Source organism: Frondihabitans sp. VKM Ac-2883, assembly GCF_015350875.1.
GTDB lineage: Bacteria > Actinomycetota > Actinomycetes > Actinomycetales > Microbacteriaceae > Frondihabitans.
Map to the genome: position 1 here is coordinate 116,517 of NZ_JADKSF010000005.1, position 25,457 is coordinate 141,973.

At 67.5% G+C, this 25,457-nt stretch carries 24 protein-coding genes and 1 tRNA gene; 15 read left to right on the top strand and 10 right to left on the bottom strand.

From position 1 onward, the window contains the following. Window positions 1-105 precede the first annotated feature (105 nt). Complete coding sequence (locus ITJ49_RS10940) at window positions 106-1,392, top strand: bifunctional glycosyltransferase family 2/GtrA family protein (RefSeq protein ID WP_194605118.1); 1,287 nt, start codon at window positions 106-108, stop codon at window positions 1,390-1,392. Further along, window positions 1,389-3,605 carry a glycosyltransferase family 39 protein gene (locus ITJ49_RS10945; RefSeq protein ID WP_194605120.1) on the top strand — a complete coding sequence of 739 codons (2,217 nt, stop codon included), beginning with the start codon at window positions 1,389-1,391 and terminating at the stop codon, window positions 3,603-3,605. Before ITJ49_RS10940 ends, ITJ49_RS10945 begins: the two co-directional genes overlap by 4 nt. 189 nt (window positions 3,606-3,794) lie before the next feature. Here the strand turns inward: ITJ49_RS10945 and ITJ49_RS10950 are convergent. From ITJ49_RS10950 to ITJ49_RS10965, 4 genes are all read right to left on the bottom strand, one after another. After that, window positions 3,795-3,866, bottom strand: a tRNA-Arg gene (locus ITJ49_RS10950). A gap of 50 nt (window positions 3,867-3,916) precedes the next feature. Beyond that, window positions 3,917-5,053, bottom strand: coding sequence for a hypothetical protein (locus ITJ49_RS10955; RefSeq protein WP_194605123.1), 1,137 nt, complete (start codon window positions 5,051-5,053; stop codon window positions 3,917-3,919). A gap of 105 nt (window positions 5,054-5,158) precedes the next feature. Beyond that, the gene (locus ITJ49_RS10960; protein WP_194605125.1) at window positions 5,159-5,440 is read right to left on the bottom strand and encodes a hypothetical protein; all 282 of its coding nucleotides are present in this window, start codon (window positions 5,438-5,440) and stop codon (window positions 5,159-5,161) included. Between the two features lie 176 nt (window positions 5,441-5,616). Next, window positions 5,617-6,642 (bottom strand): aldo/keto reductase, encoded by a 1,026-nt coding sequence (locus tag ITJ49_RS10965; RefSeq protein WP_194605127.1) that lies wholly within the window; start codon window positions 6,640-6,642, stop codon window positions 5,617-5,619. A gap of 48 nt (window positions 6,643-6,690) precedes the next feature. Between ITJ49_RS10965 and msrA the strand changes: the two genes are divergently transcribed. The 6 genes from msrA to ITJ49_RS10995 all read left to right on the top strand — a co-directional run bounded on the left by msrA (window position 6,691) and on the right by ITJ49_RS10995 (window position 10,978). Beyond that, a complete protein-coding gene (msrA, locus tag ITJ49_RS10970) occupies window positions 6,691-7,218 on the top strand; it encodes a peptide-methionine (S)-S-oxide reductase MsrA (protein WP_194605129.1) in 528 nt (175 codons plus the stop codon). 42 nt (window positions 7,219-7,260) lie between these two features. Further along, window positions 7,261-7,479: a methyltransferase gene (locus ITJ49_RS10975; RefSeq protein WP_194605132.1), complete on the top strand. Its 219-nt coding sequence runs from the start codon at window positions 7,261-7,263 to the stop codon at window positions 7,477-7,479. Between the two features lie 110 nt (window positions 7,480-7,589). Then, the gene (locus ITJ49_RS10980) at window positions 7,590-8,228 is read left to right on the top strand and encodes a single-stranded DNA-binding protein (RefSeq protein ID WP_194605134.1); all 639 of its coding nucleotides are present in this window, start codon (window positions 7,590-7,592) and stop codon (window positions 8,226-8,228) included. 22 nt (window positions 8,229-8,250) lie between these two features. Beyond that, window positions 8,251-8,766: a hypothetical protein gene (locus ITJ49_RS10985; protein ID WP_194605137.1), complete on the top strand. Its 516-nt coding sequence runs from the start codon at window positions 8,251-8,253 to the stop codon at window positions 8,764-8,766. Between the two features lie 54 nt (window positions 8,767-8,820). After that, window positions 8,821-10,503 (top strand): energy-dependent translational throttle protein EttA, encoded by a 1,683-nt coding sequence (gene ettA, locus ITJ49_RS10990; protein WP_055962820.1) that lies wholly within the window; start codon window positions 8,821-8,823, stop codon window positions 10,501-10,503. A 1-nt stretch (window position 10,504) separates the two neighbouring features. Further along, the gene (locus ITJ49_RS10995; protein ID WP_055962816.1) at window positions 10,505-10,978 is read left to right on the top strand and encodes a thioesterase family protein; all 474 of its coding nucleotides are present in this window, start codon (window positions 10,505-10,507) and stop codon (window positions 10,976-10,978) included. Window positions 10,979-11,065: 87 nt separating this feature from the next. Here ITJ49_RS10995 and ITJ49_RS11000 read toward each other — a convergent pair whose 3' ends face one another. Then, on the bottom strand, window positions 11,066-11,953 hold the full coding sequence (locus ITJ49_RS11000) for an acyl-CoA thioesterase II (RefSeq protein WP_194605140.1): 888 nt from the start codon (window positions 11,951-11,953) through the stop codon (window positions 11,066-11,068). Between the two features lie 21 nt (window positions 11,954-11,974). On the opposite strand from ITJ49_RS11000, the gene ITJ49_RS11005 reads away from it, so the two are divergent. Continuing rightward, complete coding sequence (locus tag ITJ49_RS11005) at window positions 11,975-12,652, top strand: hypothetical protein (RefSeq protein WP_194605143.1); 678 nt, start codon at window positions 11,975-11,977, stop codon at window positions 12,650-12,652. 105 nt (window positions 12,653-12,757) lie between these two features. On the opposite strand, the gene ITJ49_RS11010 is transcribed toward ITJ49_RS11005, so the two are convergent. The 3 genes from ITJ49_RS11010 to pepN all read right to left on the bottom strand — a co-directional run bounded on the left by ITJ49_RS11010 (window position 12,758) and on the right by pepN (window position 17,213). After that, window positions 12,758-13,243: a globin gene (locus ITJ49_RS11010; protein WP_084816209.1), complete on the bottom strand. Its 486-nt coding sequence runs from the start codon at window positions 13,241-13,243 to the stop codon at window positions 12,758-12,760. Then, window positions 13,240-14,301, bottom strand: a complete 1,062-nt coding sequence (locus ITJ49_RS11015; RefSeq protein WP_194605146.1) for a mechanosensitive ion channel family protein — start codon at window positions 14,299-14,301, stop codon at window positions 13,240-13,242. The genes ITJ49_RS11010 and ITJ49_RS11015 overlap by 4 nt, the downstream gene beginning before the upstream one ends. 359 nt (window positions 14,302-14,660) lie before the next feature. Further along, window positions 14,661-17,213 carry an aminopeptidase N gene (gene pepN / locus ITJ49_RS11020; RefSeq protein WP_194605150.1) on the bottom strand — a complete coding sequence of 851 codons (2,553 nt, stop codon included), beginning with the start codon at window positions 17,211-17,213 and terminating at the stop codon, window positions 14,661-14,663. A 95-nt stretch (window positions 17,214-17,308) separates the two neighbouring features. On the opposite strand from pepN, the gene ITJ49_RS11025 reads away from it, so the two are divergent. Then, window positions 17,309-18,571: an MFS transporter gene (locus ITJ49_RS11025; RefSeq protein ID WP_194605153.1), complete on the top strand. Its 1,263-nt coding sequence runs from the start codon at window positions 17,309-17,311 to the stop codon at window positions 18,569-18,571. Window positions 18,572-18,722: 151 nt separating this feature from the next. Here ITJ49_RS11025 and ITJ49_RS11030 read toward each other — a convergent pair whose 3' ends face one another. Both ITJ49_RS11030 and ITJ49_RS11035 read right to left on the bottom strand, forming a co-directional pair. Beyond that, window positions 18,723-19,283 (bottom strand): cysteine hydrolase family protein, encoded by a 561-nt coding sequence (locus ITJ49_RS11030; RefSeq protein WP_228514380.1) that lies wholly within the window; start codon window positions 19,281-19,283, stop codon window positions 18,723-18,725. Continuing rightward, window positions 19,280-20,767, bottom strand: coding sequence for a cytosine permease (locus ITJ49_RS11035; protein WP_194605157.1), 1,488 nt, complete (start codon window positions 20,765-20,767; stop codon window positions 19,280-19,282). Before ITJ49_RS11035 ends, ITJ49_RS11030 begins: the two co-directional genes overlap by 4 nt. 39 nt (window positions 20,768-20,806) lie before the next feature. Here ITJ49_RS11035 and ITJ49_RS11040 point away from each other — a divergent pair, with 39 nt between their 5' ends. The 5 genes from ITJ49_RS11040 (at window position 20,807) to ITJ49_RS11060 (ending at window position 25,457) form a co-directional block, all read left to right on the top strand. Next, window positions 20,807-21,430, top strand: a complete 624-nt coding sequence (locus tag ITJ49_RS11040; RefSeq protein ID WP_194605159.1) for a DsbA family protein — start codon at window positions 20,807-20,809, stop codon at window positions 21,428-21,430. Window positions 21,431-21,652: 222 nt separating this feature from the next. Next, on the top strand, window positions 21,653-22,138 hold the full coding sequence (locus ITJ49_RS11045; protein ID WP_055963934.1) for a ribose-5-phosphate isomerase: 486 nt from the start codon (window positions 21,653-21,655) through the stop codon (window positions 22,136-22,138). Between the two features lie 89 nt (window positions 22,139-22,227). After that, complete coding sequence (locus ITJ49_RS11050) at window positions 22,228-23,253, top strand: Fpg/Nei family DNA glycosylase (RefSeq protein ID WP_194605161.1); 1,026 nt, start codon at window positions 22,228-22,230, stop codon at window positions 23,251-23,253. 102 nt (window positions 23,254-23,355) lie between these two features. Further along, window positions 23,356-23,970 carry an FMN-binding negative transcriptional regulator gene (locus ITJ49_RS11055; RefSeq protein WP_194605163.1) on the top strand — a complete coding sequence of 205 codons (615 nt, stop codon included), beginning with the start codon at window positions 23,356-23,358 and terminating at the stop codon, window positions 23,968-23,970. Continuing rightward, window positions 23,967-25,457: an amidohydrolase family protein gene (locus ITJ49_RS11060; protein ID WP_194605165.1), complete on the top strand. Its 1,491-nt coding sequence runs from the start codon at window positions 23,967-23,969 to the stop codon at window positions 25,455-25,457. Before ITJ49_RS11055 ends, ITJ49_RS11060 begins: the two co-directional genes overlap by 4 nt.

Sequence of the window (25,457 nt, forward strand, 5' to 3'; positions counted from 1 at the left end):
GGAGCGTCTCTTCGGATCCTGCGTTTTTTGCTCTCCGCCCGTTTTCATAGGGATCTCATCGGGTGCATCAGTCGCCCTCATTGAGACGGATCGCATTCTCAATCCATGCCCGAAATCACGAAGACCCTCGACCTCGACATCGTCGTGCCCGTGTACAACGAGCAGGCGACCCTCGTAGCCAGCATCACCGCTCTGCACGCGTACCTCGCGCGCTCCCTGACGGAAACGTGGCGGATCACGATCGCCGACAACGCGTCGACCGACACCACGCCGGCGCTGGCCGACACGCTCGCGAACGAACTCGACGGCGTGATCGCTGTCCACCTCGCTCAGAAGGGCCGGGGCCGCGCCCTCAAGAAGGTGTGGTCGGAGTCGACGGCGAGCGTGCTCGTGTACGTCGACGAAGACCTCTCGACCGACCTGTCGGCGCTCAAGCCGCTCGTCGCGCCCCTTCTCTCCGGGCACTCCGACCTGGCGATCGGCACGCGCCTCGATCCCTCCTCGCGCATCACCCGGGCCGGCAAGCGCGACTTCATCTCGCGCACCTACAACCTGCTGCTGCGCCGGACCATGGGCGTGTCGTTCAGCGATGCGCAGTGCGGTTTCAAGGCGATCCGAAGCGACGTGGCGGCTCATCTCCTGCCCCTCGTCGAAGACACGGGCTGGTTCTTCGACACCGAGCTGCTGATCCTCGCCGAACGGTCGGGCCTCCGCATCCACGAGGTGCCGGTCGACTGGGTCGACGACCCGCAGTCGTCGGTCGACATCGTGGCGACCGCCTCCGCCGACCTTCGCGGCATGGTCCGCGTCGCTACGGGGATCGCCCGGGGCCGCATTCCGGTGGGCGCCATCTATGACCAGATCGGCCGTCACCCCTACGCCCAACCGGCGCCGTCGTTCTTCGGGCAGGTGATCCGATTCGGTCTCGTCGGCGTGCTCTCGACAGCCGCCTACGCCGTCATCTACCTGCTCTTTCAGCAGTTCGTGCCGGCCCAGCTGGCCAACTTCCTCGCGCTGCTGATCACGACCATCGGCAACACCGCCGCCAACCGACGATTCACCTTCGGGGTGCGGGGGAGCGGCCAGGTCAAGCATCAGGCCCAGGGCCTCATCGTGTTCGGGATCGCCTGGGTCATCACCTCCGGCTCGCTCGTCGGCCTGCACCGGGTCTCGCCCGATGCCGGAGCCCACGTCGAACTCGTCGTCCTCACGGCCGCCAACCTCGTCGCCACGGTCGTCCGGTTCGTGCTGCTCCGCGTCTGGGTTTTTCGCCGCGAGGCGAAACCCGCCCCGACGCTCGAGCCGCGACGGGCGTTCGAGGTCGGAGACCAGCCGAGCGCGCACGCTCACCCCCGCACCGCCGAGACTCTGACGAAGGCGAGCCAGTCATGACCACCGTTTCTCTTCCGCCCGCGTCGGCCACGTCGGATCCTTCGTCCGCTGCCGCATCGCCGCCGTCCCGGCTCCGACGGGCCGGGCGCTGGCTGGCTCTCGGCCCGGCGACCTCGCCGCGCTGGGAGCGACCGTCGCTGTGGGGCCTGATCATCGCCTCGGCAGTGCTCTACATCACCAACCTCTCGATCTCGGGCTACGCGAACTCGTTCTATTCGGCGGCCGTGCAAGCCGGGGCATCGAACTGGGAGGCGTTCTTCTTCGGATCCTCGGACGCCGCCAACTCGATCACGGTCGACAAACCGCCCGCGTCGCTCTGGATCATGGAGCTGTCGGTGCGCCTGTTCGGCCTCTCGTCGTGGAGCATCCTGCTGCCCGAGGCGCTCATGGGCGTGGTCACGGTCTTCCTGGTCTATGTGATCGTGCGACGGCACTTCTCGGCGGCGACCGCTCTGATCGCCGGCGGCACCCTCATGCTGACGCCGGTCGCGGTGATGATGTTCCGGTTCAACAACCCCGACGCGATGCTTCTGCTGCTGATGACGCTGGCCGTCTACCTGACGCTGCGCGGCATCGAATCGGGCAGGATCCGATGGGTCATCTGGGCGGGAGTGGTCGTCGGATTCGGGTTCCTCACCAAGCAACTGCAGGCGTTCGTGATTCTGCCCGAGCTCGCGGCCGTGTACTTCCTCTGCGCGCCCCTCCGCTGGAAGACGCGACTGCTGCACCTGCTCGGAGCCCTCGGCGGCGTGATCGTCGGAGCCGGCTGGTGGGTGGCGATCGTCTCGCTCGTTCCCGCCTCGATGCGTCCGTACATCGGCGGGTCGCAGAACAACTCGTTCCTCGAGCTGACGTTCGGCTACAACGGCTTCGGCCGGTTGACGGGCAACGAGACCGGCTCGGTGACGGGCGGAACAGGGGCGGCGGGAGCCGGATCCTGGGGTTCGACCGGCATCACCCGACTCTTCGGCTCGGAGATCGGCGGCCAGATCACCTGGCTGCTGCCCGCCGCCCTGATCGTGATGGTGGCCGCATTCGTCGTGCTGGGCCGGCGCCACCGGATCGACGTGCGCCGCGCCACCCTGCTGCTCTTCTCGACCTGGCTGGTCGTCACCGGACTCGTCTTCAGCTTCGCCGGCGGCATCTTCCACCCGTACTACACGGTGGCACTGGCCGCCCCGCTCGCCGGGACCGTTGCCATCGGCGGCTCCGTCGTCTGGAACGCCGCCCGCACGCGCTGGTGGCCGCGGATCGTCCTGGCAGTCACCATGCTCGTGACGGCGGCCTGGTCGTACGCGCTGCTCGCCCGGGCCACCGACTGGCTGCCGTGGCTGAAGTTCGTGGTCGTCGTCGCGTGCGTGGCCGCTGCAGTGCTCGTGCTGGTGCCTCGTGGTGCTGGCGTCGGGCGTGGTGCTGCGGGCGCTGCTGAGGGTGCTGCTGGTGGTGCCGGTGCTGCTGGCGTTATGGGGCGCTCGGCCGGGCGCGCTCGCGGGCTGGCGGCGGCGACCGTGTCGCTCATGCTGGTCGGCGGTCTGCTCGGGCCTCTCGCCTACTCGATCGAGACAGCCTCGACCGCCCACACCGGGTCGATCCCGTCGGCCGGGCCTGCGGTGGCTTCTGCTCGCGGTGGCTTCGGTGGTGGTGGCGGTGGCGCCCCGGGTGCGGGCGGCGGTGGTCGCGGCACGCAGGGCGGGACCGGCACCGGAACGGGCACCGGAGTGGGCACGCCGCCCGGTGGCTTCGGTGGGACGCCCGGCGGGGCAGGCACGGGCACGGGCACCGGCACTCGTACGGCGCCGACCGGCGGCACCGGCGGCATGGCTCGCGGTGGCGGTGGAATGGGCGGAATCTTCGGAGGCTCGACCACGGTCTCGTCGGCCCTCAAGAAGCTGTTGCTCACCGATGCCGACCAGTACACCTGGGTTGCTGCGGCGATCGGCTCCGACACGGCGGCCAGTTATCAGCTTGCGACTCTCAAGTCGGTCATGCCCGTCGGCGGCTTCAACGGAAGCGATCCGTCGCCGACCCTGGCCGAGTTCAAGGCCTACGTCGCGGCGGGCAAGATCCACTACTTCGTGGGCAGCTCGGTCGGCACGTCGAATGGCGGAAGCAACGCCTCGTCGCAGATCGCGGCTTGGGTCAAGGCGAACTTCGCCTCGCAGACTGTCGGCGGCGTCACCGTCTACGACCTGACGGGTTCGCTGACCCAGTAGCCCGACCTTCGCGAACTGAATCACGCACCGCTTACCGTTTTTTCGGTGGGCGGTGCGTGATTCGGTTAGCGACACCCGCCCAGTCGCTGGCGACATTGCGTCTAGTCGCATTTCGCGGGTCTAGTCGCGATTTACCGCGACTAAACCCGCGAAACGCGATTAGATCCGTCGCTCACAGAGATGCAGGAGTCCCCCCGGAGGGATTCGAACCCCCGGCCATGTGGGTAGAAACCACGTGCTCTTCCACTGAGCTACGGGGGGAGACGACCGACCGCAATCGATGACTACGGTACTACGCGCCGCCCGTTCGCTCAGCTTTCGTCGGGTGTCGTGCGGCGACGAACCTGATGTGCGCTGACCGGAGCGCTGAACGCCGGCTCGCGATCGTCGCCCGATTCGTCATCGCGAGACTCGCTGTCGGCCGGCTCGAGGCCCCGCTCCGTATTCGCTGACTCTGCATTCGCCGACTCTGCACCTGCCGACTCTGCACTGACCTGCACAGGCGCGTTGACCACAGGCGTCGTCACCATGCCGGTCGCTGCGCGAGTGGGAGCGCCGCCAGAAATCGAAGGATCCGCCCCCACGTCGCTCACCTCGACCCCGCCCTGCACGTGAGCCTCACTCGACAGCCCCGCCTCGGCACCGGCTGCTTCGACGCGTTCTGCCTCGACCGGTGATCCCTCGACCGGCGATGCCTCGCGAGGGGCGGTCTCGACCGGCGACGCCTCGTCGGTGGCGGTCTCGGAGGGGGCCGCAGCTGCCACCCGGGGCTCGGCAGGCGTTTGCTCCATCGCGGCGATGGCTGCGTCTTGGGTGGCTGCGGCCGGGGGCGTAGCCGGAACGACTGGTGCGGGTGCGAACGCTGTGGGCGCCTGCACCGGACTGGACTCGCCGTCGACCGGAACGAACGACTGCGTCGTCGCCGACTCGGGTTGAGACGCCTTGTCTTCGGCCTTTTCGGCGTTCCAGCGCTCGACCTCGTCGCGGAACAGCTTCTTCGCCCGGGTCGGCTTGGTCTGCCATTGCACGAGGCGGTCGCGCAGGTCGGCAAAGGTCTGCTCGGCCTGGAATCGGAAGGTGGCCGAGTTGCTGCGAATCGATGCGATCTCGTGCTCTGACCAGACGGCGGCGAGGTCGGCGCCTGCGACGGGAAGCAGCCGGAGCCTGATCGACGCCTCGTCGGAGAGGTGCGCCGTGTGCGCTCGTTCGTCGGCGCCGAGCGTGCTCCACTCGATAGAGCGACGGGCCGATGCAATCAGGGCCGTGACCGTGTTCGCCTTCGTTTCGCGGTCACGCGCCTCGAGTAGCCGCTTACCCATGCTGCGAGCGATGAGCGCAGCCAAGACACCCGCCACGATGATCGCCACGAAGGGTAGAACGACGTTCGTGATGATGCGTTGCCCTTCGGTTGAAGTCAGCCAGTCGGTCAGCGCGTTCCACCAGGTCATGCCGCGCACACTAACTGCTCCAGGGCTCCGGGCCGGGCTGCGACAGGCATCGGGGCGTAATCGGCACGCAAAGCGCCACCCCGCTCAGGCAAAGCGCGACCGAACTCAGGCGAACCGGAAGCAGTCGGTGGCGTCGTTGCGGCTCCAGAATTCGCCGATCTCCACGAACCGACGCTGCCGCGGGAGGAAACGCTTGGCGCGGAATCGCTCGCCCTCGGCGTGCTGATAGCTCTCGACGTACCCGAGCACTTCACCCGACGGCCGGGTGACGCGGATGAGGCCGTCGTGAAGCTGGACGAGAGTGAGCCCGCCCCGCTGCTCGCGTACGGAAGGCGCCGTCGCGAGGGCGCCGGGAACGGAATCGGGGGTGAAGGTCAGGGTGGTCATCGTGGTGCTCCTCGCTATGGTCGGCTGGACTCTGGGTGCAAATCGAACATACGTACGACCACCGACATTCGAGCTCCCGCGACCACGCATCCGGCGTGAAACCTCGAAATCGCCCGCTTTTCGTGGAGAAAAGCGGGCGATTCTGAGGTCTCACCGACCGGTGATACTGAGCGCGACTAGCGACCCGACCCGGTGCCGTCGACAGCCAGAGGCTCGATCGCCGCGAGCTCCGCGTCGCTCAGATCCGCGCCGTGCAGCGCGTCGAGGCTGTCGTCGAGCTGTGCGACGCTCGAGGCGCCGATGAGGGCCGACGTCACGGCCTCCTGTCGTAGCACCCACAGCAGCGCGAGCTGGGCGAGCGACTGCCCGCGTGCCGCCGCGATGTCGTTGAGGGCGCCGACCCGAGAGAGGTAGGTCTCATCGAGCACGTCTTCGGTGAACCAGCGACCCTCGGCAGCCCTGGATCCTGAGGGTGCCTTTCCGTTCAGGTATCGGCCAGTCAGCAGCCCGCCCGCGAGCGGCGAGAAGACGATCGAGCCCACGCCGTTGGCGGTCAGGGTGTCGAAGAGTCCCTGCTCGGGTCGGCGGTCGAACATGTTGTACCGCGGCTGGTGGATCAGTAGCGGCACGCCCTCGGCGGCGAGGGCGGTGATCGCCGCCTCGGTCTGGGCGGGGTCGTAGTTCGAGATGCCGACGTAGAGGGCCTTGCCCTGGCGGACGGCCGTGGCCAGCGCACCCATCGTCTCTTCGATGGGCGTCTCGGGGTCGGGGCGGTGCGAGTAGAAGATGTCGACGTAGTCGAGGCCCATGCGCGTGAGGCTCTGGTCGAGCGACGAGAGCAGGTATTTGCGCGAGCCGCCGTCGCCGTACGGGCCGGGCCACATGTCGTAGCCGGCCTTCGACGAGATGAGGATCTCGTCGCGGTAGGGCGCGAGATTCGCACTCAGGATCCGGCCGAACTGTTCCTCGGCCGAGCCGTACGGGGGGCCGTAGTTGTTTGCCAGATCGAAGTGGGTCACGCCGCGATCGAAGGCGCGGAGCACGATGTCACGCTGCGTCTCGAGGGAGCGGTCGGTGCCGAAGTTGTTCCAGAATCCGAGCGAGATGCGGGGGAGTCGCAGTCCGCTCCGGCCGATTCGGTCGTAGGGGAGCTTTTCGTACCGTTCGGCGTCGGCGACGTAGGGCGTGAAAGGTGAGGTCATAGGGCTGAGCCTACTGACGCCTGCAGGGCCGGGGAGTACCGTGAGGTCATGACGACTTTCACGCTTGCCGGCGGCTGTTTCTGGTGTCTCGACGCGGTCTACCGCACCCTGCAGGGCGTCACAGACGTCGTCTCCGGCTATACGGGAGGCTCGATGTCGAATCCCAGCTACGAGGCCGTCTGCACCGGCGCGACGGGGCACGCCGAGGCCGTTCAGGTCACCTTCGACGAGGAGGTCATCCCGGCCGAGGTCATCCTCGACGTCTTCTTCACCCTTCACGATCCGCGACAACTCAATCGCCAGGGTGCCGATGTCGGCACTCAGTACCGTTCGGCGATGTTCTACACAGACGACGCGCAGAAGGCGCAGTTCGAAGCGGCCCTCGACCGTGCTGCGGAGTATTGGGAGGGCGGTATCGTGACCACCCTCGAGCCGCTCGGCGTCTATTACGACGCGGAGGAGTATCACCAAGACTTCTTCGCCAAGAATCCCGGCCAGGGTTACTGCCTCGCGGTCGCGCTGCCCAAGGTCAACAAGATCCGCAAGTCGTACGGCAAGTACGTCTTGGCGTCATAGGTCGCGGCACCGCGCCCCGGCCACATCGAAAGGAGCTCAACGATGAGCAACGACACCGTCACCACCACGCAAAGCACCTGGGTGGCCAGCGGCCCCGCCGGAGCCGTGGGATCGATCCACCGCACCGGCGACGGTTTCGCCATTCGAGTCGGTCGCGAGGCCGACTATCACGGCGCCTACCCGACTCTCGACGTCGCGAAGCGCGCCATGCACGCGGCGCTCGGCCCCGGCGCGGATCGCCCAGAGTTCACCGAGCACTGAGTCACTGACCAGGAGCGCCCTGGTCTCCACAACCGGCCCGATGGCCTGTCTTTCCCCAGAAGCGCGAGAGACAGCCTCGGGCCGTTGCCGTCGTCGCGAGACTTTCGGTCATGACAGACACCATCTCTCTCACCGGCACAATCGCGACCCCGCTCAAGCGGGTGAGCACCACCTCGGGCATCTCGCTCGTCACCTTCCGCCTCGCGTCGTCTCAGCGTCGTTACGATCGCTCGCGCGCCGTCTGGGTCGACTCCGATACCAACTGGTACTCGGTAAGCGTGTATCGCCAGCTGGCCGATCACGCCGACGCCTCGCTCGACAAGGGCGACCGCGTCTTCGTCTCTGGCCGTCTGCGTATCCGCAACTGGCAGAAAGACGACCGCTCCGGCACCTCCGTCGAGATCGATGCCGAATCGCTCGGGCCCGATCTGCTGTTCGGCACGACCGCGTTCACGAAGGCCGCAGGTCGCGCGGCACCGGCCCCCGGTGCGGCAGAGGAGCACGACGAGAACGCGACCGATCCGCAGCAGTTACCCCCGCAGGATCCCTCGGGCCACCTCGAGACGTCCGTCACGACCGCGGCACCCGGTTCTGGCTCCGAACCGGGCGTGCCGAGCGCGCCGCCTCCGCCGACCCACGTCGCAGTGCCCGCCGCCGCACCAGTCCTCGTCCCGGCGGCCTCCACGTCGCCTTGCCCGGTCGACCAGCAGCCCGGGTGGCACGTCGTCGGTGAAGAGGCCCCGTTCTGATCGGGTCGAATAGACTCGGCCCGTGGTCTTTCGAATCCAGCGATCCCGAGGCACGGGCGGGGCGGTCGCCGGGCTCACTCTGCTCGTCCTCCTCGCGACGACAGCGTGCACCACCCAGGCGCCTGAGCCGACGACGAGTCCTTCGGCGTCGCAGGAATCGGCGACGGCCACCTCCACCGCTGAGTCGACTGCCACGCCCAAGCCGGCGCCCAGCTTCTCGAAGACCGCCTCGACCGCCGAGGCGCTCCGCTTCTTCGACTCCGTGGTGAAGAAGAAGCTCGACGCCGATTCGGGCGCGCAGGGTCGAGACATCGTCGGTGCCCTGAGCTCGGCCGGCTTCTCCAAGAAGAACATGGAGGTCACCGCCGACTCCACCTCGATCGGCCGTCAGGTCGACTCGATCGAGGTCTCGGTGCGCTGGCGGGGCGACGACTGTCTTGTCGGGCAGATCGGTCAGAACGGGTTCGCCAGCACTTCCTCTCCGGTCTTGAAGACCGGCAAATGCCTGATCGGAACGACTCGCGCCATCGACTGGTGAGACCTCGTCTCAGAGTCGCCGCCCGCGACCCATTCCCCAAATAGACTGGACCCCATGGCCGAATACATTTACTCGATGGTCCGTGCGCGAAAGACGGTCGGCGACAAGCTGATTCTCGACGACGTGACCATGTCGTTCATCCCCGGAGCCAAGATCGGCGTCGTCGGCCCGAACGGTGCCGGTAAGTCGACGATCCTCAAGATCATGGCAGGCCTCGACACTCCCTCGAACGGCGAGGCGAAGCTGAGCCCGGGCTATACCGTCGGCATCCTCATGCAGGAGCCCGAGCTCGACGAGTCGAAGACCGTCCTCGAGAACGTCCAGGAGGGCGTGGGGCCGATCAAGGGAAAGATCGACCGCTTCAACGAGATCTCGGCCGCGATGGCCGAGCCCGACGCCGACTTCGATTCCCTTCTCGAAGAGATGGGTGGTCTTCAAGAAGAGATCGACGCGGCCGACGCCTGGGATCTCGACTCCCAGCTCGAGCAGGCCATGGATGCCCTGCGGACGCCCCCGGGCGACGCTCAGATCGCCAATCTCTCCGGTGGTGAGAAGCGCCGCGTCGCGCTCTGCAAGCTGCTGCTGCAGAAGCCCGATCTCCTGCTTCTCGACGAGCCCACTAACCACCTCGACGCCGAGAGCGTCCTGTGGCTCGAGCAGCACCTGAGCCAGTATCACGGCGCCGTCCTCGCCGTGACACACGACCGGTACTTCCTCGACCACGTCGCCGAGTGGATCGCCGAGGTCGACCGCGGCCGTCTCTACCCGTACGAGGGCAACTACTCCACCTACCTCGAGAAGAAGGGCGAGCGCCTCAACATTCAGGGCAAGAAAGACGCGAAGCTCGCCAAGCGCCTCTCGTCCGAGCTCGAGTGGGTGCGAAGCAACTCGAAGGGCCGCCAGGCCAAGTCGAAGGCCCGCCTCGCTCGCTACGAAGAGATGGCGACCGAGGCCGAGCGCACGAAGAAGCTCGACTTCGAAGAGATCATCATCCCGGTCGGTCCGCGTCTGGGGCAGCAGGTGATCGATGCCAAGGGTCTCGAAAAGGGCTTCGACGGGCGGGTTCTGATCGACAACCTCTCGTTCACCCTTCCCCGCAACGGAATCGTCGGCGTGATCGGCCCGAACGGCGTCGGCAAGACCACGCTCTTCAAGACCATCACGGGGCTTGAGCCGCTCGACGGCGGAGACCTGAAGGTCGGCGAGACGGTCGACATCTCGTACGTCGACCAGAACCGCGGCGGCATCGACCCCAACAAAAACCTGTGGGAGGTCGTCTCTGAGGGCCTCGACTACATCCAGGTCGGCAAGACCGAGATCCCGTCGCGGGCCTATGTGTCGCAGTTCGGCTTCAAGGGCCCCGACCAGCAGAAGAAGGCCGGCGTGCTCTCCGGTGGTGAGCGCAACCGTCTGAACCTCGCGCTGACCCTCAAGCAGGGCGGAAACCTGCTGCTGCTCGACGAGCCCACAAACGACCTCGACGTCGAGACCCTGGGCAGCCTTGAGAACGCCCTGCTCGAGTTCCCCGGCTGTGCTGTGGTCATCACTCACGACCGGTGGTTCCTCGACCGCATCGCGACGCATATCCTCTCGTACGAGGGCACCCCCGACAACCCGGCCAACTGGTACTGGTTCGAGGGCAACTTCGAGGCCTACGAAGAGAACAAGATCGAGCGCCTGGGCGCCGACGCCGCTAAGCCGAGCCGGGTCACGTACCGCAAGCTGACGAGAGACTGACGTGGCGAGGCTTCACGTTCCCACCGTGCTGCGGTGGGGCGACCTCGACGCCTATGGCCATGTGAACAACGCCGAGATGCTGCACCTCCTCGAAGAGGCCAGGATCCAGGCGTTCTGGTCGGCCGGCGAAGAGTCGGGCGACTCGACCGCCACGGCCATCCTCGACTCGAGCCCGGGCACCGACACATGGTCGCTCATCGCCCGGCAAGAGGTCGAGTACCTCGCGCCGATCGCGTACACGCGTCTGCCCCTCGACATCCAGCTCTGGATCGGCCACATGGGCGGTGCCAGCCTCGAGATCTTCTACGAGGTCTTCTCGCCGGTCGGCGTCGAGCCACGCGTGCTGCACACCCGTGCCGCTTCGACGCTGGTTTTGGTGGACGCCTCGACGCAGCGCCCGCGCCGGATCAACGACGCCGAACGAACCGCCTGGTCGCCGTTCGTCGATGAGCCGTTGACGTTCCGGCGTCGCTGACGCGTCACCTGTCGAGACCTTAGAAACGACCGCCGATCGCGCGGATCGGCGGTCGTTTTTGACGTCTCGCTGACTCACACCGCCGAGCTACGCGCCAGGAACCCTGGTCATGCCCTCCTGGGCCACCGACGCGAGCAGGCGCCCACTGCGATCGTAGAAGCGCCCGGTCGACAGGCCACGGCCGCTCTGTGCGCTCGGTGACTCCATGGCGTAGAGCAGCCACTCGTCGGCACGCCCGGCCCGGTGCCACCACATGGCATGGTCGAGGCTGGCGATCTTGATACCGGGTGCCGACAGCGGAACGCCGTGTCGCCGCAGGATCGGCTCCAGGATGCCGAGGTCGCTTGCGTAGGCGAGCGCAGCGCGGTGAACGAGGTCGTCGTCGGGGAGCCGCCCCACCGTCTTCATCCACAGTGCCTGGTGCGCGACGTGAGCCCCCTCGACCCGGAGGAAGATCGGCGACGGCACGTGGCGGATGTCGAACGGCCGGCCGTGGGCCCAGAACCTCGCCGAAGGATCGTCTATGCCCTCGAGCCCCTCGGCGAGCGTCGGAAGGGATTCAGGATCCGGCAACCCGTTCGGCGCCTCGACCTGGTGGTCTATTCCCCCGTCGATCGTCTGGAACGACGACATCGTCGTCATGATCGGCACGCCGTTCTGCGAGGCCTCGGTCCGGCGAGAGGCGAAGGACCGGCCGTCGTGGCTCCGGTCGACCTGGAACGACACGGGGAACTCGACCTTGCCGGCGCGCAGGAAGTAGGCGTGCAGAGAGTGCGGCACGCGCTCGCCATCGACGGTCTGCGCGGCCGCCATGAGTGACTGCGCGAGCACCTGCCCACCGAACACACGACCATTGGGCATCCATTGGCTCGAGCCCTCGAAGGTTTCGGTGCCCGACGGTGTGAGCTCGAGAGCATGGAGAAGGTCGGCCAGGGGGTCGGTGGCGGCCGCGGGGTGCGACGGGTCGGAGTTCATCAGCGGTAGTTTAGATCGCTCATGACTACCGCATTCACGCTCCCCGACTCGCTCTCGCTTGACGACTTGCACACCTTCCTCGCGCGGGCCGCCGCGGTCGACGACGGTGCCGTGCGCCTCATCGGAGCGGGCGGGGTGCTCGCCGCCTACGTCGGCGTCCTCAGCCCGGCCGGTCTCCTCGACGCGAGCCCGACGGTCTTGGGTTTGCGAACGTATGCCCTGGCCGAAGGAAGCGAAGCGACCTTCGACGCCGTGGTGCCGATCCGCTCCGTCCAGGAGCGACTTGTGCGGCTCCAGAACGAGGTCGTCGACCCCACCGCCGCCGTCGTCGTCGCGCTTCCACCCGTCGTGATCGCGGCCTCCTGGGCCGCCATCTCCCCGCCGCGAGGTGGCTGGCAGGCGGCGGCCGCAGTCGACGCGGCCGTCCTCGAGGCCACGGCCAAGGCGGGAATCGACGAGGTCGCCCGAGTCATCCCGACGGGAACGGGCGAGCAGATCGTGCAGAAGGTCCGCTCGGGCGTCTGGACGCGCCCGATCGACGGCACCGACGGGGTTCCGGCCGGTGCGGCCTTTGCGGCGCTGACGCTCGGGTTCCTCTCCGGTGAGGAGCCGACCCGGGTCTTCACGGTGGGTGCCTGGACGCGCCTCTCCAGCAGCCGCGGGCATGTGCTCGTGAAGCGACGCTCCTCGTTGCTCTAGCCGTCGGATCCTCGGGTCGAGCCGAGTACGGTCCGTCGCCATCGCGCCCGAGCCTCGTCGACGACCTCCGCGAAGGCAGTTACGCGAAGCTCGGTCGCGTGTGAGTCATTCGGCGAACGAGTTGACCATTGCGTGCGCGGCTCGGTCGAGGTAGCCCCACAGCATTGCGTCGTCGAGGGGCGCGAGGTCGAGCGAGTCGACCGCATCGCGCATGTGCACGAGCCAGCGGTCGCGAGCCGCCGGAGTGATCGTGAACGGGTTGTGCCGCATGCGGAGCCTCGGGTGTCCGCGTTCGTCGCTGTACGTCGTAGGGCCACCCCAGTACTGCTCGAGAAACCCCGTTAGTCGCTGAATGGCACCCTCGAGGTCGTCGGCCGGGTACATAGGCCAGATGATCGGATCGGTCTGTACGCCCTCGTAGAAGCGTCGCACGAGCTTCTCGAACGTCGGGCGACCGCCGACCTTCACCCAGAAATTGCCCTGGGCATCGTCGTCGCCCCTACCTGACCGAAGTGTGACGGGTTGCCCCAGAGGCAGAGAGCGCTGAGGATCCACCGGCTCACCAGAAGAGACAGGGTGCGTTTCGGTCATGCCTCATTGTCTCCCGTGGGCGGGGCGTTCCTGCCCCGACGTGGCGCTCGCGGCGCCTTGTTCCGCCCCTGCACCGGCGTCGGCTGCGTCTCGATCGGGCGAGCCCCCCGGATGTTGGTGGCCTCCTCGAAGCCCGACAGAACGACGCTCTGCAGCGAGGGGAGGTGGATGCCCTTCGCGTCGAGCGCGCGGACGATGCGGAGGCGCAGCTCGCGTGCGACCGCGTCTTTGTCGGCCGACCGGGTTCGAACGGCGAGACGGATGACGAGGTGCGACTCCGAGATCGACTGCAGGCCCCAGATCTCGGGCTTCTCGAGCATGCGCGTCTTCCAGCGCGGCTGCGCGGCAACCGCCGCCGACGTCGTGAGCACGATCGACTCGACTTCGTCGATGTCGTTTTCGTATGGAACGGCGATGTCGATGATGGCGCGGGCCCAGCCCTGCGACATGTTGCCGACGCGGAGGATTTCGCCGTTACGAACGAACCAGAGGGTGCCGTTGACGTCGCGCACCTGAGTCACACGGATGCCCACCGCCTCGACGACGCCGGTCGCCAGCTGGACGTCGACGATGTCGCCGACTCCGAGCTGGTCTTCGACGACCATGAACAGCCCGCTGAGAATGTCTTTGACGATGTTCTGCGCGCCGAAAGCGAGGCCGGCCGCGATCACGCTGGCCGCACTGACGAGCCCCACCGTGGCGATGTTCAACGTAGCGAGGATCGTCGCTATGGCGATCACCGCGATGACGACCGTCGCGACGTTGTTGAGGACGCTGCCGAGAGTGCGAGTGCGCTGGACCACCCGCACCGCGCGCAGCGGAGAGTTGAGCGCCTGAGTGTCGTCGACGTTTTGCTTCTTCTTGACGCCCGTGACGATCTGGTCGACCACACGACGGATGACGAAGTGGACGATGATGCGGAGCACTACCGCACCGACGATGACGCCGGCGACCGCGATCGGCGTGCCCCAGGCGTCCCAGAAGGCGCTGGCCCCGGTCGCGATGTCGTCGGCGGCGCTCGTCTTGGTCGCAGCGGCTGCGAGGAGTTGAGTGACCATTCGGCCAATGCTACGAGGAAGAGTTCAAGGGTCTGCTGAGCGACCCGGGCCTGCGGCGCCGAGATCGCAGTAGTGGTCGGGCCCTGGCGACCTCAACTGCGATCTCGACGCCTGGCCCGGGCCTCGCGAGGTGCCCGGGCCTCCCGAGATGCCGGCGACCCGCGAGATGGCCTGATCTCCGCGATCGGAGCGCCTTGGCGGGAGATTGGGCCATCTCGCGGCACAAGGCCCGCGACACGCACAACCCGGCCCGCACACGGCGAAACGGCGGCACCCGTGAAGGGTGCCGCCGCTCGGCGTCGGGATGCAGCTCGCCAGCCGGCTAGCCCACTAGCCGGCCAGGCTGCCGGCCGCAGCCGCTACTTGTCGGCGGCCTGGACCCGCAGGGCGCGCTCCGTGCCGGCCACGTTTTCCGTCACGATGCGCCGCAGGGCCGGTGTCTCCGGGTTGGCCGCGAGCCACGCCTGGGAGGCGTCGACGAGGGCGGAGTCGGCGAGCCCGGCCGGGTAGAGGCCCGAGACGAGGGTGTCGGCGATGTGGTAGCTGCGTGTCTCCCAGATCGTGCTGAGCGAGTCGAAGTACTTCGCGACGACCGGCTCAAGGATCGACGGGTCGTTCGTGTGCTGGAAGCCCATCGTCGTGGCTCGCACGATCGCGTTCGGCTGCTCGTCGGAGTCGACGATCGACGCGAATGCAGCCAGCTTGCCCTCGCTCGTGGGGATCGTCGCTCGGGCCCGTGCCGCCGCCTGAGCGCCGTTTGCCGTGTTGTCGGCGGCGAGTGCCGCATCGATCTCGGCGGTGCCGGCCCGGCCCACGAGCACGAGGCCCTCAAGGATCTCCCAGCGCAGGTCGGTGTCGATCTCGAGACCCTCGAGAGCGATCGACCCGTCGGAGAGGCCCTGGAGGGCGTCACCGTGGGCATCCGTCGACGCGATGTTCGCGAAGAACTTCACGAATTGGAACTGCGCGTCGGAGCTAGCCTCGGCCGCCTGCGCAAGAGCCCACAGGGCGTCGCCGACCTCGGTGATCGTCGCCGCACGGGTGGCGGGGTCGACGTAGCTGCGGGCGGCCTGCGTGAGCTGCGAGAGCGTGGTGCGGATGGTCGTCGACTCGGTCTCGGTCGCGATATTGGCGAGCACCAGCTTCACGTAGTCGCGAGCGGCGCTCTCGGCGTCTCGGGTGGCATCCCACATCGAACCCCAGACGAGGGCGCGAGCCAGCGGGTTGTGGATCTTCGCGAGGTGCTCGATCGCCGTGGCGCGGGAGACGTCGTCGAGACGGATCTTCGCGTAGGCGAGGTCGTCGTCGTTGATCAGCACCAGATCGCCTCGCTTGAGGCCGACCAGCTCGGGCACGTCGGTGCGTTCTCCGTCGACGTCGATCTCGACACGGTCGGTGCGCACCAGCGAGTCGCCGTCGAGCGAGTACAGGCCGATCGCGAGGCGGTGAGGCCGGATCGTCGGGTAGTCGGCGGCAGCGGTCTGCAGTACGGCGAACGAGGTGATGGCGCCCTTGGCGTCGACGTCGATCTCGGGGCGGAGCGTGTTGACGCCGGCCGTCTCGAGCCAGAGCTTCGACCAGCTGGTCAGCTCGCGCCCGCTCGTGACTTCGAGCTCGGCGAGGAGGTCGCTCAGCTCGGTGTTGGAGTGGTGGTGCTTCTTGAAGTACGCGGCGACACCCGCGTAGAACGCGTCGATGCCGACCCAGGCGACGAGCTGCTTGAGCACCGAGCCGCCCTTGGCGTAGGTGATGCCGTCGAAGTTGACCTGGACGTCTTCGAGGTCGTTGATCGTCGCGACGACCGGGTGGGTCGAGGGCAGCTGGTCTTGGCGGTAGGCCCAGCTCTTCTCCATCGCCTGGAAGGTCGTCCAGGCCTCCGTCCACTCGGTGGCTTCGGCGGTCGAGATGGTGGAGGCCCACTCGGCGAACGACTCGTTCAGCCAGAGGCCATTCCACCACTTCATCGTGACGAGGTCGCCGAACCACATGTGGGCGAGCTCGTGCAGGATCGTGACGACTCGGCGCTCTTTGATGGCGTCGGTGACCTTGCTGCGGAACACGTAGGTCTCGGTGAAGGTGACCGCGCCCGCGTTCTCCATGGCGCCCGCGTTGAACTCGGGCACGAAGAGCTGATCGTACTTGTCGAACGGGTAGGGGAAGTCGAACTTCTCCTCGTAGTAGGCGAAGCCCTGACGGGTCTTCTCGAAGATGTAGTCGGCGTCCATGAACTCGGACAGCGACTTGCGGGTGAAGATGCCGAGGGGGATCTCGCGGCCGTCGGACGAGGTGAGCGACGAGCGGACGACGTCGTAGGGGCCGGCGACGATCGCGGTGATGTAGCTCGACATGACGGCGGTCGGCTCGAACGACCACGTGGCCGTCGCCGTAGCGGGATCCGTGCCGTCGACGACGGGCTCGGGCGTGATCGAGTTGGAGACCATCTGCCAGCGCGCGGGACCGGTGACGGTGAACTGGAAGGTTGCCTTGAGGTCGGGCTGCTCGAACACGGCGAACACGCGGCGACTGTCGGGCACCTCGAACTGCGAGTAAAGGTAGACCTCGGAGTCGACCGGGTCGACGAAGCGGTGCAGGCCCTCGCCCGAGTTGGTGTATTCGGCGTCGGAGACGACGGTGAGCTCGTTGGAGGCGGCCAGGCCGTCGAGCTGGATGCGCACGCCGTCGTTGATCGACGCGACGTCGAGCGCCTGGCCGTTGAGAGTGACCGAGTGCACGGTGCGGGTGAACGCGTCGATGAAGGTCGAAGCGCCCTCGGTGGCCGTGAACTTCACGGTCGTCGTCGAGCCGAAGACCTCCTCGCCGCGGGTGAGGTCGAGCGAGATCGCGTACGACTGCACGTCGACGATGCTCTTGCGCTCCTGCGCTTCGACACGGGTGAGGTTCTCTCCAGGCATGTTTTCTCCACGAGCATCGGGTGCTCCGTCGGTGGTGAGTGAGGTGGCGGGCTCGTGGCCCTCGACCACACTACTGGTGGGCGAGAATTGGGGGTGTGAGTTCTCCACAGGCGCCCCCGGGTGACGAAAAGACCCCAGGATCCAGCCCGGCCCCGTCGAGTGGCTACCTCGCTGTCCTCCGACTCCCGCACGCCCTCCGCGTCTTTCTCCCGGCCTTGATCGGGCGGCTCGCGTTCGCCACGGTCGCCCTCTCCCTGCTGCTCACCGTGGAGGCGGCCACCGGGTCGTACGGCGCGGCCGGGGCGGCCTCCGGGGTCTTCGGAGTGGCCAACGTCGTGGCTTCGCCCATTCGCGCGCGCCTGGTCGATCGGTGGGGTCAGCGGCGAGTACTCGCCCCTCTCGCGATCGTTCATGCGGCGAGCCTGGCCATGCTGGCGACTCTGGCGTCGTCGGGGAGTCGACCGCTTTGGATCCTGATCGCTCTTGCCGGTCTCGCGGGCGTCTTCGCCCCGCCGCTCGGAGCCGCCATGCGCGTGCTCTGGGCGCAGCTGACCGACTCTCCGATGCTTCGAGCGCGGGCCTACGCTCTCGACGCGATCTCGCAGGAGACCCTGTTCACGACCGGTCCGCTCGTCGTGGCGGTCGTCATCGCCGTCTGGTCGCCTCCGGCCGCGCTGTACATGACCGCCGCCCTGTCGCTCGTCGGCACCCTGTTCATGACGAGCGGCGCGGCCTCCCGTGCCCGGGTCGCCGCCACCGTGCCGGCGAAACGGTCGTCGCGTCCGCTGGCGCAACCGGGGTTCGTCTCGGTCGTACTGGGGCTGCTGGGTGTCGGGCTCGCGCTCGGCGCTGTCGAGGTCGCCGCACCGGCCGCGGGCGAGGGGTCGGCGTCGATTCTCGGCCCCGGGATCCTTCTCGCTGTCTTCTCGGCCGCCTCGGCCGTGGGCGGCCTCGTCTACGGGCACCGCACCTGGTCGTCGCCACCCGGCCGTCGCCTCCTCGGCATTGGCCTGGGGATGGGCGTCTCGTGCGCCCTGCTCGTCTTCGTGCCCGGCCTTCTCGGGCTGGCCGTGGGGCTTGTCGTGGTCGGGTTCTTCCTCGCGCCGGCGTTCGTCACCGGCTACCTGCTCGCCGACGAGCTGACCGACGCCGACGTGCGCACCGAGGCGTCGAGCTGGATCGACACGGCGGTGAACACGGGTGCGGCGCTCGCCGTCGCGGGGTGCGGTGCCTTGATCGACGGCTCTGCTCCCGGCGTGGCCTTTCTCGCCGGCGGAATCGGCGCCCTCGTGTGCCTGGCCGTGGCCGCTCCCGGGCTGGCTCGTGTGCACCGTCTGCCTGCGCGCGTCACTGCCTGACCCGCCCTGATCGGCGCCGGTCCTGCTCCTGCTCCCGAATTCGAAGAAGATCGGTTAGCTGGCCAACACAAAATCAAGGATCCGACGGCCTCACCGACAAGGATCTCCTTCGAATTCGGGCGGTCACCCCGTCGGCGAGGGTCGGCGCCGCTCAGAGCGCAGCGAGCACCTCGTCGGTCGTCGTGATCTCGATGAGTGGCGCGTAGAGCGCCATCACGTCGAGGGCTCGCTGGTGGTCGAGTTCGCTGAGCCCCGCGCAGGCATCGGCCACGACGCGCACCCGAACTCCGGCGTCGGCCGCTGCGAGGGCCGTCGACAGCACGCAGCAGTCGGTCGAGACCCCGGCGAGCACGAGATCGGTGGCGCCGCCGAGCGCCCTGGCGGTCTCATCACTCCACTTGCCGAACGTCGGGCGGGTGACCACCACGGCGTCTCCGACCGGGAACTCGGGCATCAACTCGTAGAGCGGATCGGTGTCGGGTACGAGCGCGAACGGCCACTCGTCGTAGTACGGAATCCAGGCTCCGGTGGGTTCGGCCGGTGCCACGAAGCGCGTGAGGGCCACACGTGTGCCGAAGGCGGGCCGGAGCTGACGGATACGAGCGCTGGCCAGCCCGAAGTCGGGCGTGAACCAGTCGCTGCCCGGGTCGCCAAAAACGCGCTGCATATCAATCGCCATCAGCCACGGCGGCGTGGCGAACGTCAGGCTCATACGATGTCTCGATCGAGCTGGAGGATGCCCTCCTGCTGCCGGACGACCGGGCGCATGAAGAGCAGCGTTCCCAGGTAGCCGATGAGGAGTGCGGCCAGGACGCCGAGGTTGGCGTATCCCCACTGCTTCAAGAAATCACCCGTGCCCATCAGATAGCCCTGCCAACTCAGCCAGGTCGCATTGGTGTTGACGACCAGGCCCCATCCGACGGCCGTGCCGAGCACCAGGAGCCCGATCGGTATCCACTGAACGGAGCCGTAGCGACCCTTGGGGGAGAAAAGCTCCGCTACTGCATAGTCTTTGCGCCGCAGTTGTACGTCGGCAAGGAAGATGCCAGCCCATGCAGCGATCGGAACACCCAGGGTGATCAGGAAGCCTTGGAAGGGAACGATGAACGACGTGGCGAAGAAGACGACGTAGATGGAGCCAGCGATCATCAGGACACCGTCGACTCCGGCGGCGAGATAACGCGGGATCTTCAGGCCGGCATTGAGAAGCGCCAACCCGGACGAGTAGATGTCGAGGACGGCCCCGCCGACGAGGCCGAGAACGGCCACGAGGGCGAACGGGATGAGGAACCAGATCGGCAGAATTGACGCCAGAGCGCCGATCGGGTCGTTGTTGACCGCGTCGCTGAGTGTTGAGGAGCTCCCGGCGAGGAGCAACCCGAATACGACCAGCACGATCGGAGCAGCCGAGGCGCCGATCGTGGTCCAGCCCACGACGCTCCGACTTGACGAGTTGCGGGGGAGGTACCGCGAGTAATCAGCAGCGGCGTTGACCCAGCCGATCCCGAATCCGGTCATGACCAGGACGAGGGCGCCGATGAAGGCTGCCGCATTGCCAGCAGGGAGAGCCGAGACGGTCGAGAAATCGATCTGATGCGCCGAGAGGACGATGTAGACGACCGTGAGGACGCCTGTGATGATCGTGATCCACTTCTGCAGACGAATGATGAAGTCGAACCCGAGCACTCCGCCGAGAACGACGAGACCCGCGACGACGATGAGCGCGACCACCTTGGTGACGATCCCGCCGTTCCATCCGAGCTCTTCGAACACGGTGGCGACGGCCAAGGCGGCTGTCGAGGTGAGCGCGGTCTCCCAACCGACTGTCAAGATCCACGAGAGTATCGACGGCACACGGTTGCCCGTGACACCGAACGCTGCACGACTCAGTGTGAGCGTCGGAGCGTTGCCTCGCTTGCCTGCCACCGAGATGAAGCCGCACAGCAGGAACGAGAAGGCGATGCCGACGACGCCGAGGATCACCGCCTGCCAAAAGGAGACACCGAATCCGAAGATGTAGACGCCGTAGGGGATGGCGAAGATCGACACATTCGACGCGAACCACGGCCAGAACAGCTGGCGCGGCGTGCCCTTGCGCTCCGACTCGTCGATGACGTTGACGCCGTTCACCTCGACCCCGCGGGGTGCGGAGTCGGCGGGCGTGGGGCCGGGGCTGGATGACACGGACGTCGACATGGGCGCTCTTCTCTCGGGCATGGGTTCTAGGCTCGACCCATGACCGACACAGTAGCTTCCACCTCCGTCACCGCCGTTGATTTCTGGTTCGATCCCTCGTGTCCGTGGGCCTGGATGACGAGTCGGTGGGTCAACGAGGTCGCCGCGCACCGCAACCTCGAGGTGCAGTTTCACGTCATGAGCCTGGGGCTCCTGAACGAAGACAACGACGGCTTCGACCCGGCCGTCCTCTCGATGCTCATCCGCTACACGCGTGTCGTGACCGCAGCGACCGAGCTGCACGGGCAGGGCGTTGTGAAGCCGCTTTACGACGCACTCGGCACCCGCATTCACCTCGACGGACGCAAAGACGACCAGGACGCCGTCATCGCGGAGTCGCTCGCCGAGGCCGGACTGCCGGCAGACCTCGCCAAGTACGCCGACACCGACGAGTACGACACCGCCATGCGCGCCAGCCACGACGACGGAATCGGCCGGGTCGGCCAGGACGTCGGCACCCCGGTCATCGCTGTCAACGGCACCGCGTTCTTCGGGCCTGTCATCAGTCCGGCGCCCAAGGGCGAGATCGCGCTCACCCTGTGGGACGGAGTCGTCGCTGCGGCGTCATACGACGGATTCTTCGAGCTCAAGCGCAGCCGCACCCGAGGCCCCGACTTCTCGTAGCCCGCGCCGGGCTCGAGGCGTCGCGCCGGGGCAGTCGGCGGGTGTTGTGAGGGGTGGGCGGGTGCTGCAGCACCCGCCCACTACCCATAACACCCGCCCCCTGGTCTTCGCCTGCTGACAGCACCCGCCCATTACCCCTAACACCCGCCGACACCGACCGCGTCACCCAGCGCGCACCCGTCGGCGCAGAGACACCCCCGAACCGGAAATAGAATGAAGGCCATGCGCATCCACGTGGGAACCGATCACGCCGGCCTCGAATTCGCCCAGACCCTCATCTCGCACCTCGAAGGCCAGGGCCACGAGGTCACCGATCACGGTCCGAAGTCGTACGAGCCGCTCGACGACTACCCGTCGTTCTGCATTGCCGCAGCGCGAGCCGTGGTCCGCGATCAGAGCGAAGGGCTGGAGAGCCTCGGAGTGGTCTTCGGCGGCTCCGGCAACGGCGAGCAGATCGCCGCCAACAAAGTCGAGGGTGTCCGTGCGGCGCTGGCCTGGAACACGGCCACCGCCCAGCTGGCCCGTCAGCACAACGATGCCAACGTGGTCGCCATCGGTGCCCGTCAGCACACCGAAGATGAGGCGATCCGACTCATCGACGAGTTCATCAAGACGCCCTTCTCGTTCGAGGAGCGCCACGAGCGTCGCATCGCGCAGCTCGCCGAATATGAGACGACCGGTGCCATCAAGGGTCACCCGGTCGACTGACCAGCTCGGCACGGATCGCGCAGCAGCACGGCCTGACCACCGGCGGCCGTTTCGGCCCCGTTGTCAGGGGTCGCGTCTAGCCTGGATCAATGCCTGAAGGTCATTCCGTCCACCGCATCGCCAATCAGTTCGAGCAGAGCTTTGTCGGTCACCGCATCCAGACGTCGAGTCCGCAGGGGCGGTTCGCCTCCGGCGCGAAGAGGCTCGACGGGGCGACGATGGTCGACGCCAAGGCCGTCGGCAAGCAGATGTTCCTCGAGTTCGACAACGGCCTGTACCTCCACGTTCATCTCGGTCTTTACGGTGCGTGGGATTTCGCGGGAGAGATCGCGACCGGGGCCGCCATGGCCGAGTCGCGAGTCCGCCGCGCGGCCACGCGCAAAGCCGAGGCTGCGAACCCCAACGAGGTTGCCAGCCCCAAGGCGGACGACGCCCCCGAGCCAGTGGCCGACGACGACGGCGAGCACTCGATGAGCAGCATCGGCGCACCTCGAAAGCGGCGGGTGCGCATGGCCGAGCAAGAGAAGCAGGAAGACGACGTCGAGAGCTTCCCGCCCGAGCCCGTCGGGCAGGTGCGGGTGCGACTCTTGAGCGACACGGCAGTAGCCGATCTGCGGGGTCCGACGAAGTGCGACGTGCTCGATGCCGAGCAGGTCGACGCGCAGATCGCCAAGCTCGGGCCCGACCCGCTTGTCGATTCTCCTAAGAAGGGCGGCGATCGGTTCGTCGCGACGGCCCACAAGAAGCGCACGCCGATCGGTCTGCAGTTGATGGATCAATCCATTGTCAGCGGCATCGGCAACATTTACCGCGCCGAGCTTCTCTTCCGCGCCCGTCTCAACCCGCACACGCCCGGCAACCAGGTCTCTGAAGACACCTTGCGAGCGATTTGGAAAGACTGGACCAAACTCCTCAAATCCGGTGTCGAGCTCGGTCAGATGATGACCATGAGCGGCCTTTCCAAACAGGCGTACGCAAAGGCCCTCCGCAGCCGGGCCGATCGACACTGGGTGTACCACCGCGAGGGGCTGCCCTGCCGCGTGTGCGGCACCCACATCGTGATGGAGGAGGCGGCCGGCCGAAAGCTGTACTGGTGCCCGGTCTGCCAAGCCTGAAGCCCGAGCAAGCCGACGCCGACCAGGCCTGAAGCCGAAGCCGACCAGGCCTTAAGCCGGAGCACCCCTGAGGCCGAAGCCACCCTCTGCCAGAATTACCCCATGCGGCACACACCCCACTTCCTTCTCGAAGACGTCGACGAGGTCAAGCGCCTCATCCGAGAGAATCCGTGGGCGACGATCGTCTCCTCGACGTCCGCTGGCCTCGTGGCCTCCCACTACCCGATCGTGCTCGAAGAGACCGCGGGCGACGAGATCAGCATCGTCAGTCACGTGGGGCGCCCCGACGAGAAGCTGCATGAGCTGGGGCAGCACGAACTCCTCGTCATCGTGCAGGGCCCTCACGGCTACATCTCGCCCGGGTGGTACCCGAGCGACCAGATAATCCCCACCTGGAACCACGTCACCGCGCACCTCTACGGCACTCCCGAGATCCTGTCCGACGACGAAAACTTCCGCGTTCTGGGCGAGCTCGTCGACCATTTCGAGGCCCGCATGCCCGAGCCCGTGTCGCTCGAGCTCGACGCCGACGGCTCCCGCCGGGTCGCCAAGGGCACGGTCGGAGTTCGCCTGAGGGTCACTCGCTTCGACGCCAGAGCAAAGCTCAGTCAGAACAAGGATCCAGCCGTCGTCGATCGCATCATCGACGCTCTCGAGAACGGCGCCGAGTACGCCAGCCCGGAGCTCGCCGCCGAGATGAAGCGGGTCCGCGGGTGACCGCGAGTCCGCAGCGCGAGCCTGCAGCGACAGGGCCCGACCTCCTCCTCCGCGACGTCCGCGTCGTCGGCCGCGATCACGCTCCCGTCGATGTCCTCGTGGAGGGCGGCGTCGTCTCCGCCCTCGCACCCGACATCACGCCGGGCTCCGTCGAGACCGTGGAGTGCGGCGGGAGGTTCCTCGCGCCGGGCCTGTGGGACAACCACGTGCACATGGAGCAGTGGGCTCTCGTGCGCCAACGCCTCGATGTCGCGTCGGCGGGATCGGCTCGTGAGACGGTCGCTCTGGTGCGCGATCGGATCCTTGAAGACCGCCCCGACGACCGCGACCTCCTGGTCGGCTATGGGTTCCGTGATGCGCTGTGGTCGGACACCCCGACGGCCGAGCTGCTCGACACTGCGGGCGAGTTTCCGGTCGCCCTGGTCAGCGCCGATCTGCACGCCGTCTGGCTCAACAGCAAAGGTCTCGCGCTGGTCGGCCAGGCGACTCACCCGACGGGGCTGCTGCGCGAACAGGCCGCGTTCGACGCGTCCGGCGTCATCACGGCGATCGACAGCTCGCGCATGGACGACTGGGTCGACGAGGCGTCGCGTGCCGCGGCTGCTCGGGGCGTGGTCGGCATCGTCGACCTCGAGATGACCCTGTCGATCGATGCGTGGGCAGAGCGAGTGTCCAGAGGATCCGACGCCCTCCGTGTTCGCACCGGCGTCTACCCGGGCGACCTCGATGAGGTCATCGCCCGCGGCCTCCGCACGGGCGACGCCGTTCCGGGCGGCGCCGGCCTCGTCACGATGGGCCCGGCGAAGATCATCACCGACGGGTCGCTGAACACCCGCACCGCCTACTGCCACGACCCGTATCCCCACGGCGGGGGAGTCGGTCTGCCGTCGTTCTCGGTCGACGAGCTCACCGGGCTGATGCGCAAGGCGTCCGAAGCCGGCCTCGTCCCCGCGGTGCACGCGATCGGCGACCACGCCAATTCGGTGGCGCTGGACGCATTCGAGGCCGTGGGCTGCTCCGGCTCGATCGAGCACGCACAGCTCCTGCGGGCTGTCGACGTCGCTCGGTTCGCCCGGCTCGGCGTCGTGGCCAGCGTCCAGCCCGAGCACGCCATGGACGATCGCGATATCGCCGAGGTGCTGTGGGAGGGCCGCACCGAGCGCGCCTTCGTGCTCGAGTCGCTGGCCGCCGCCGGAGTGTCGCTGCGTCTCGGATCCGACGCGCCGGTCGCCCCTCTCGATCCGTGGGTCGCCATGGCGGCAGCCGTCACACGCAGCCGCGACGACCGCGATCCGTGGCACCCCGAGCAGCGACTGCCTGCAGCTGTTGCGCTCGCGGCCTCGACCGATGGCCGAGCCTCCGTCACGCAGGGCAGCCTCGCCGACCTCGTGCTGCTCGATGCCGATCCGCTGGCGACCCGCGACCTGCGGTCGATGCCCGTGGCCGCGACGCTGTTGGGCGGCCGGTTCACTCACTCGGGTCTCTAG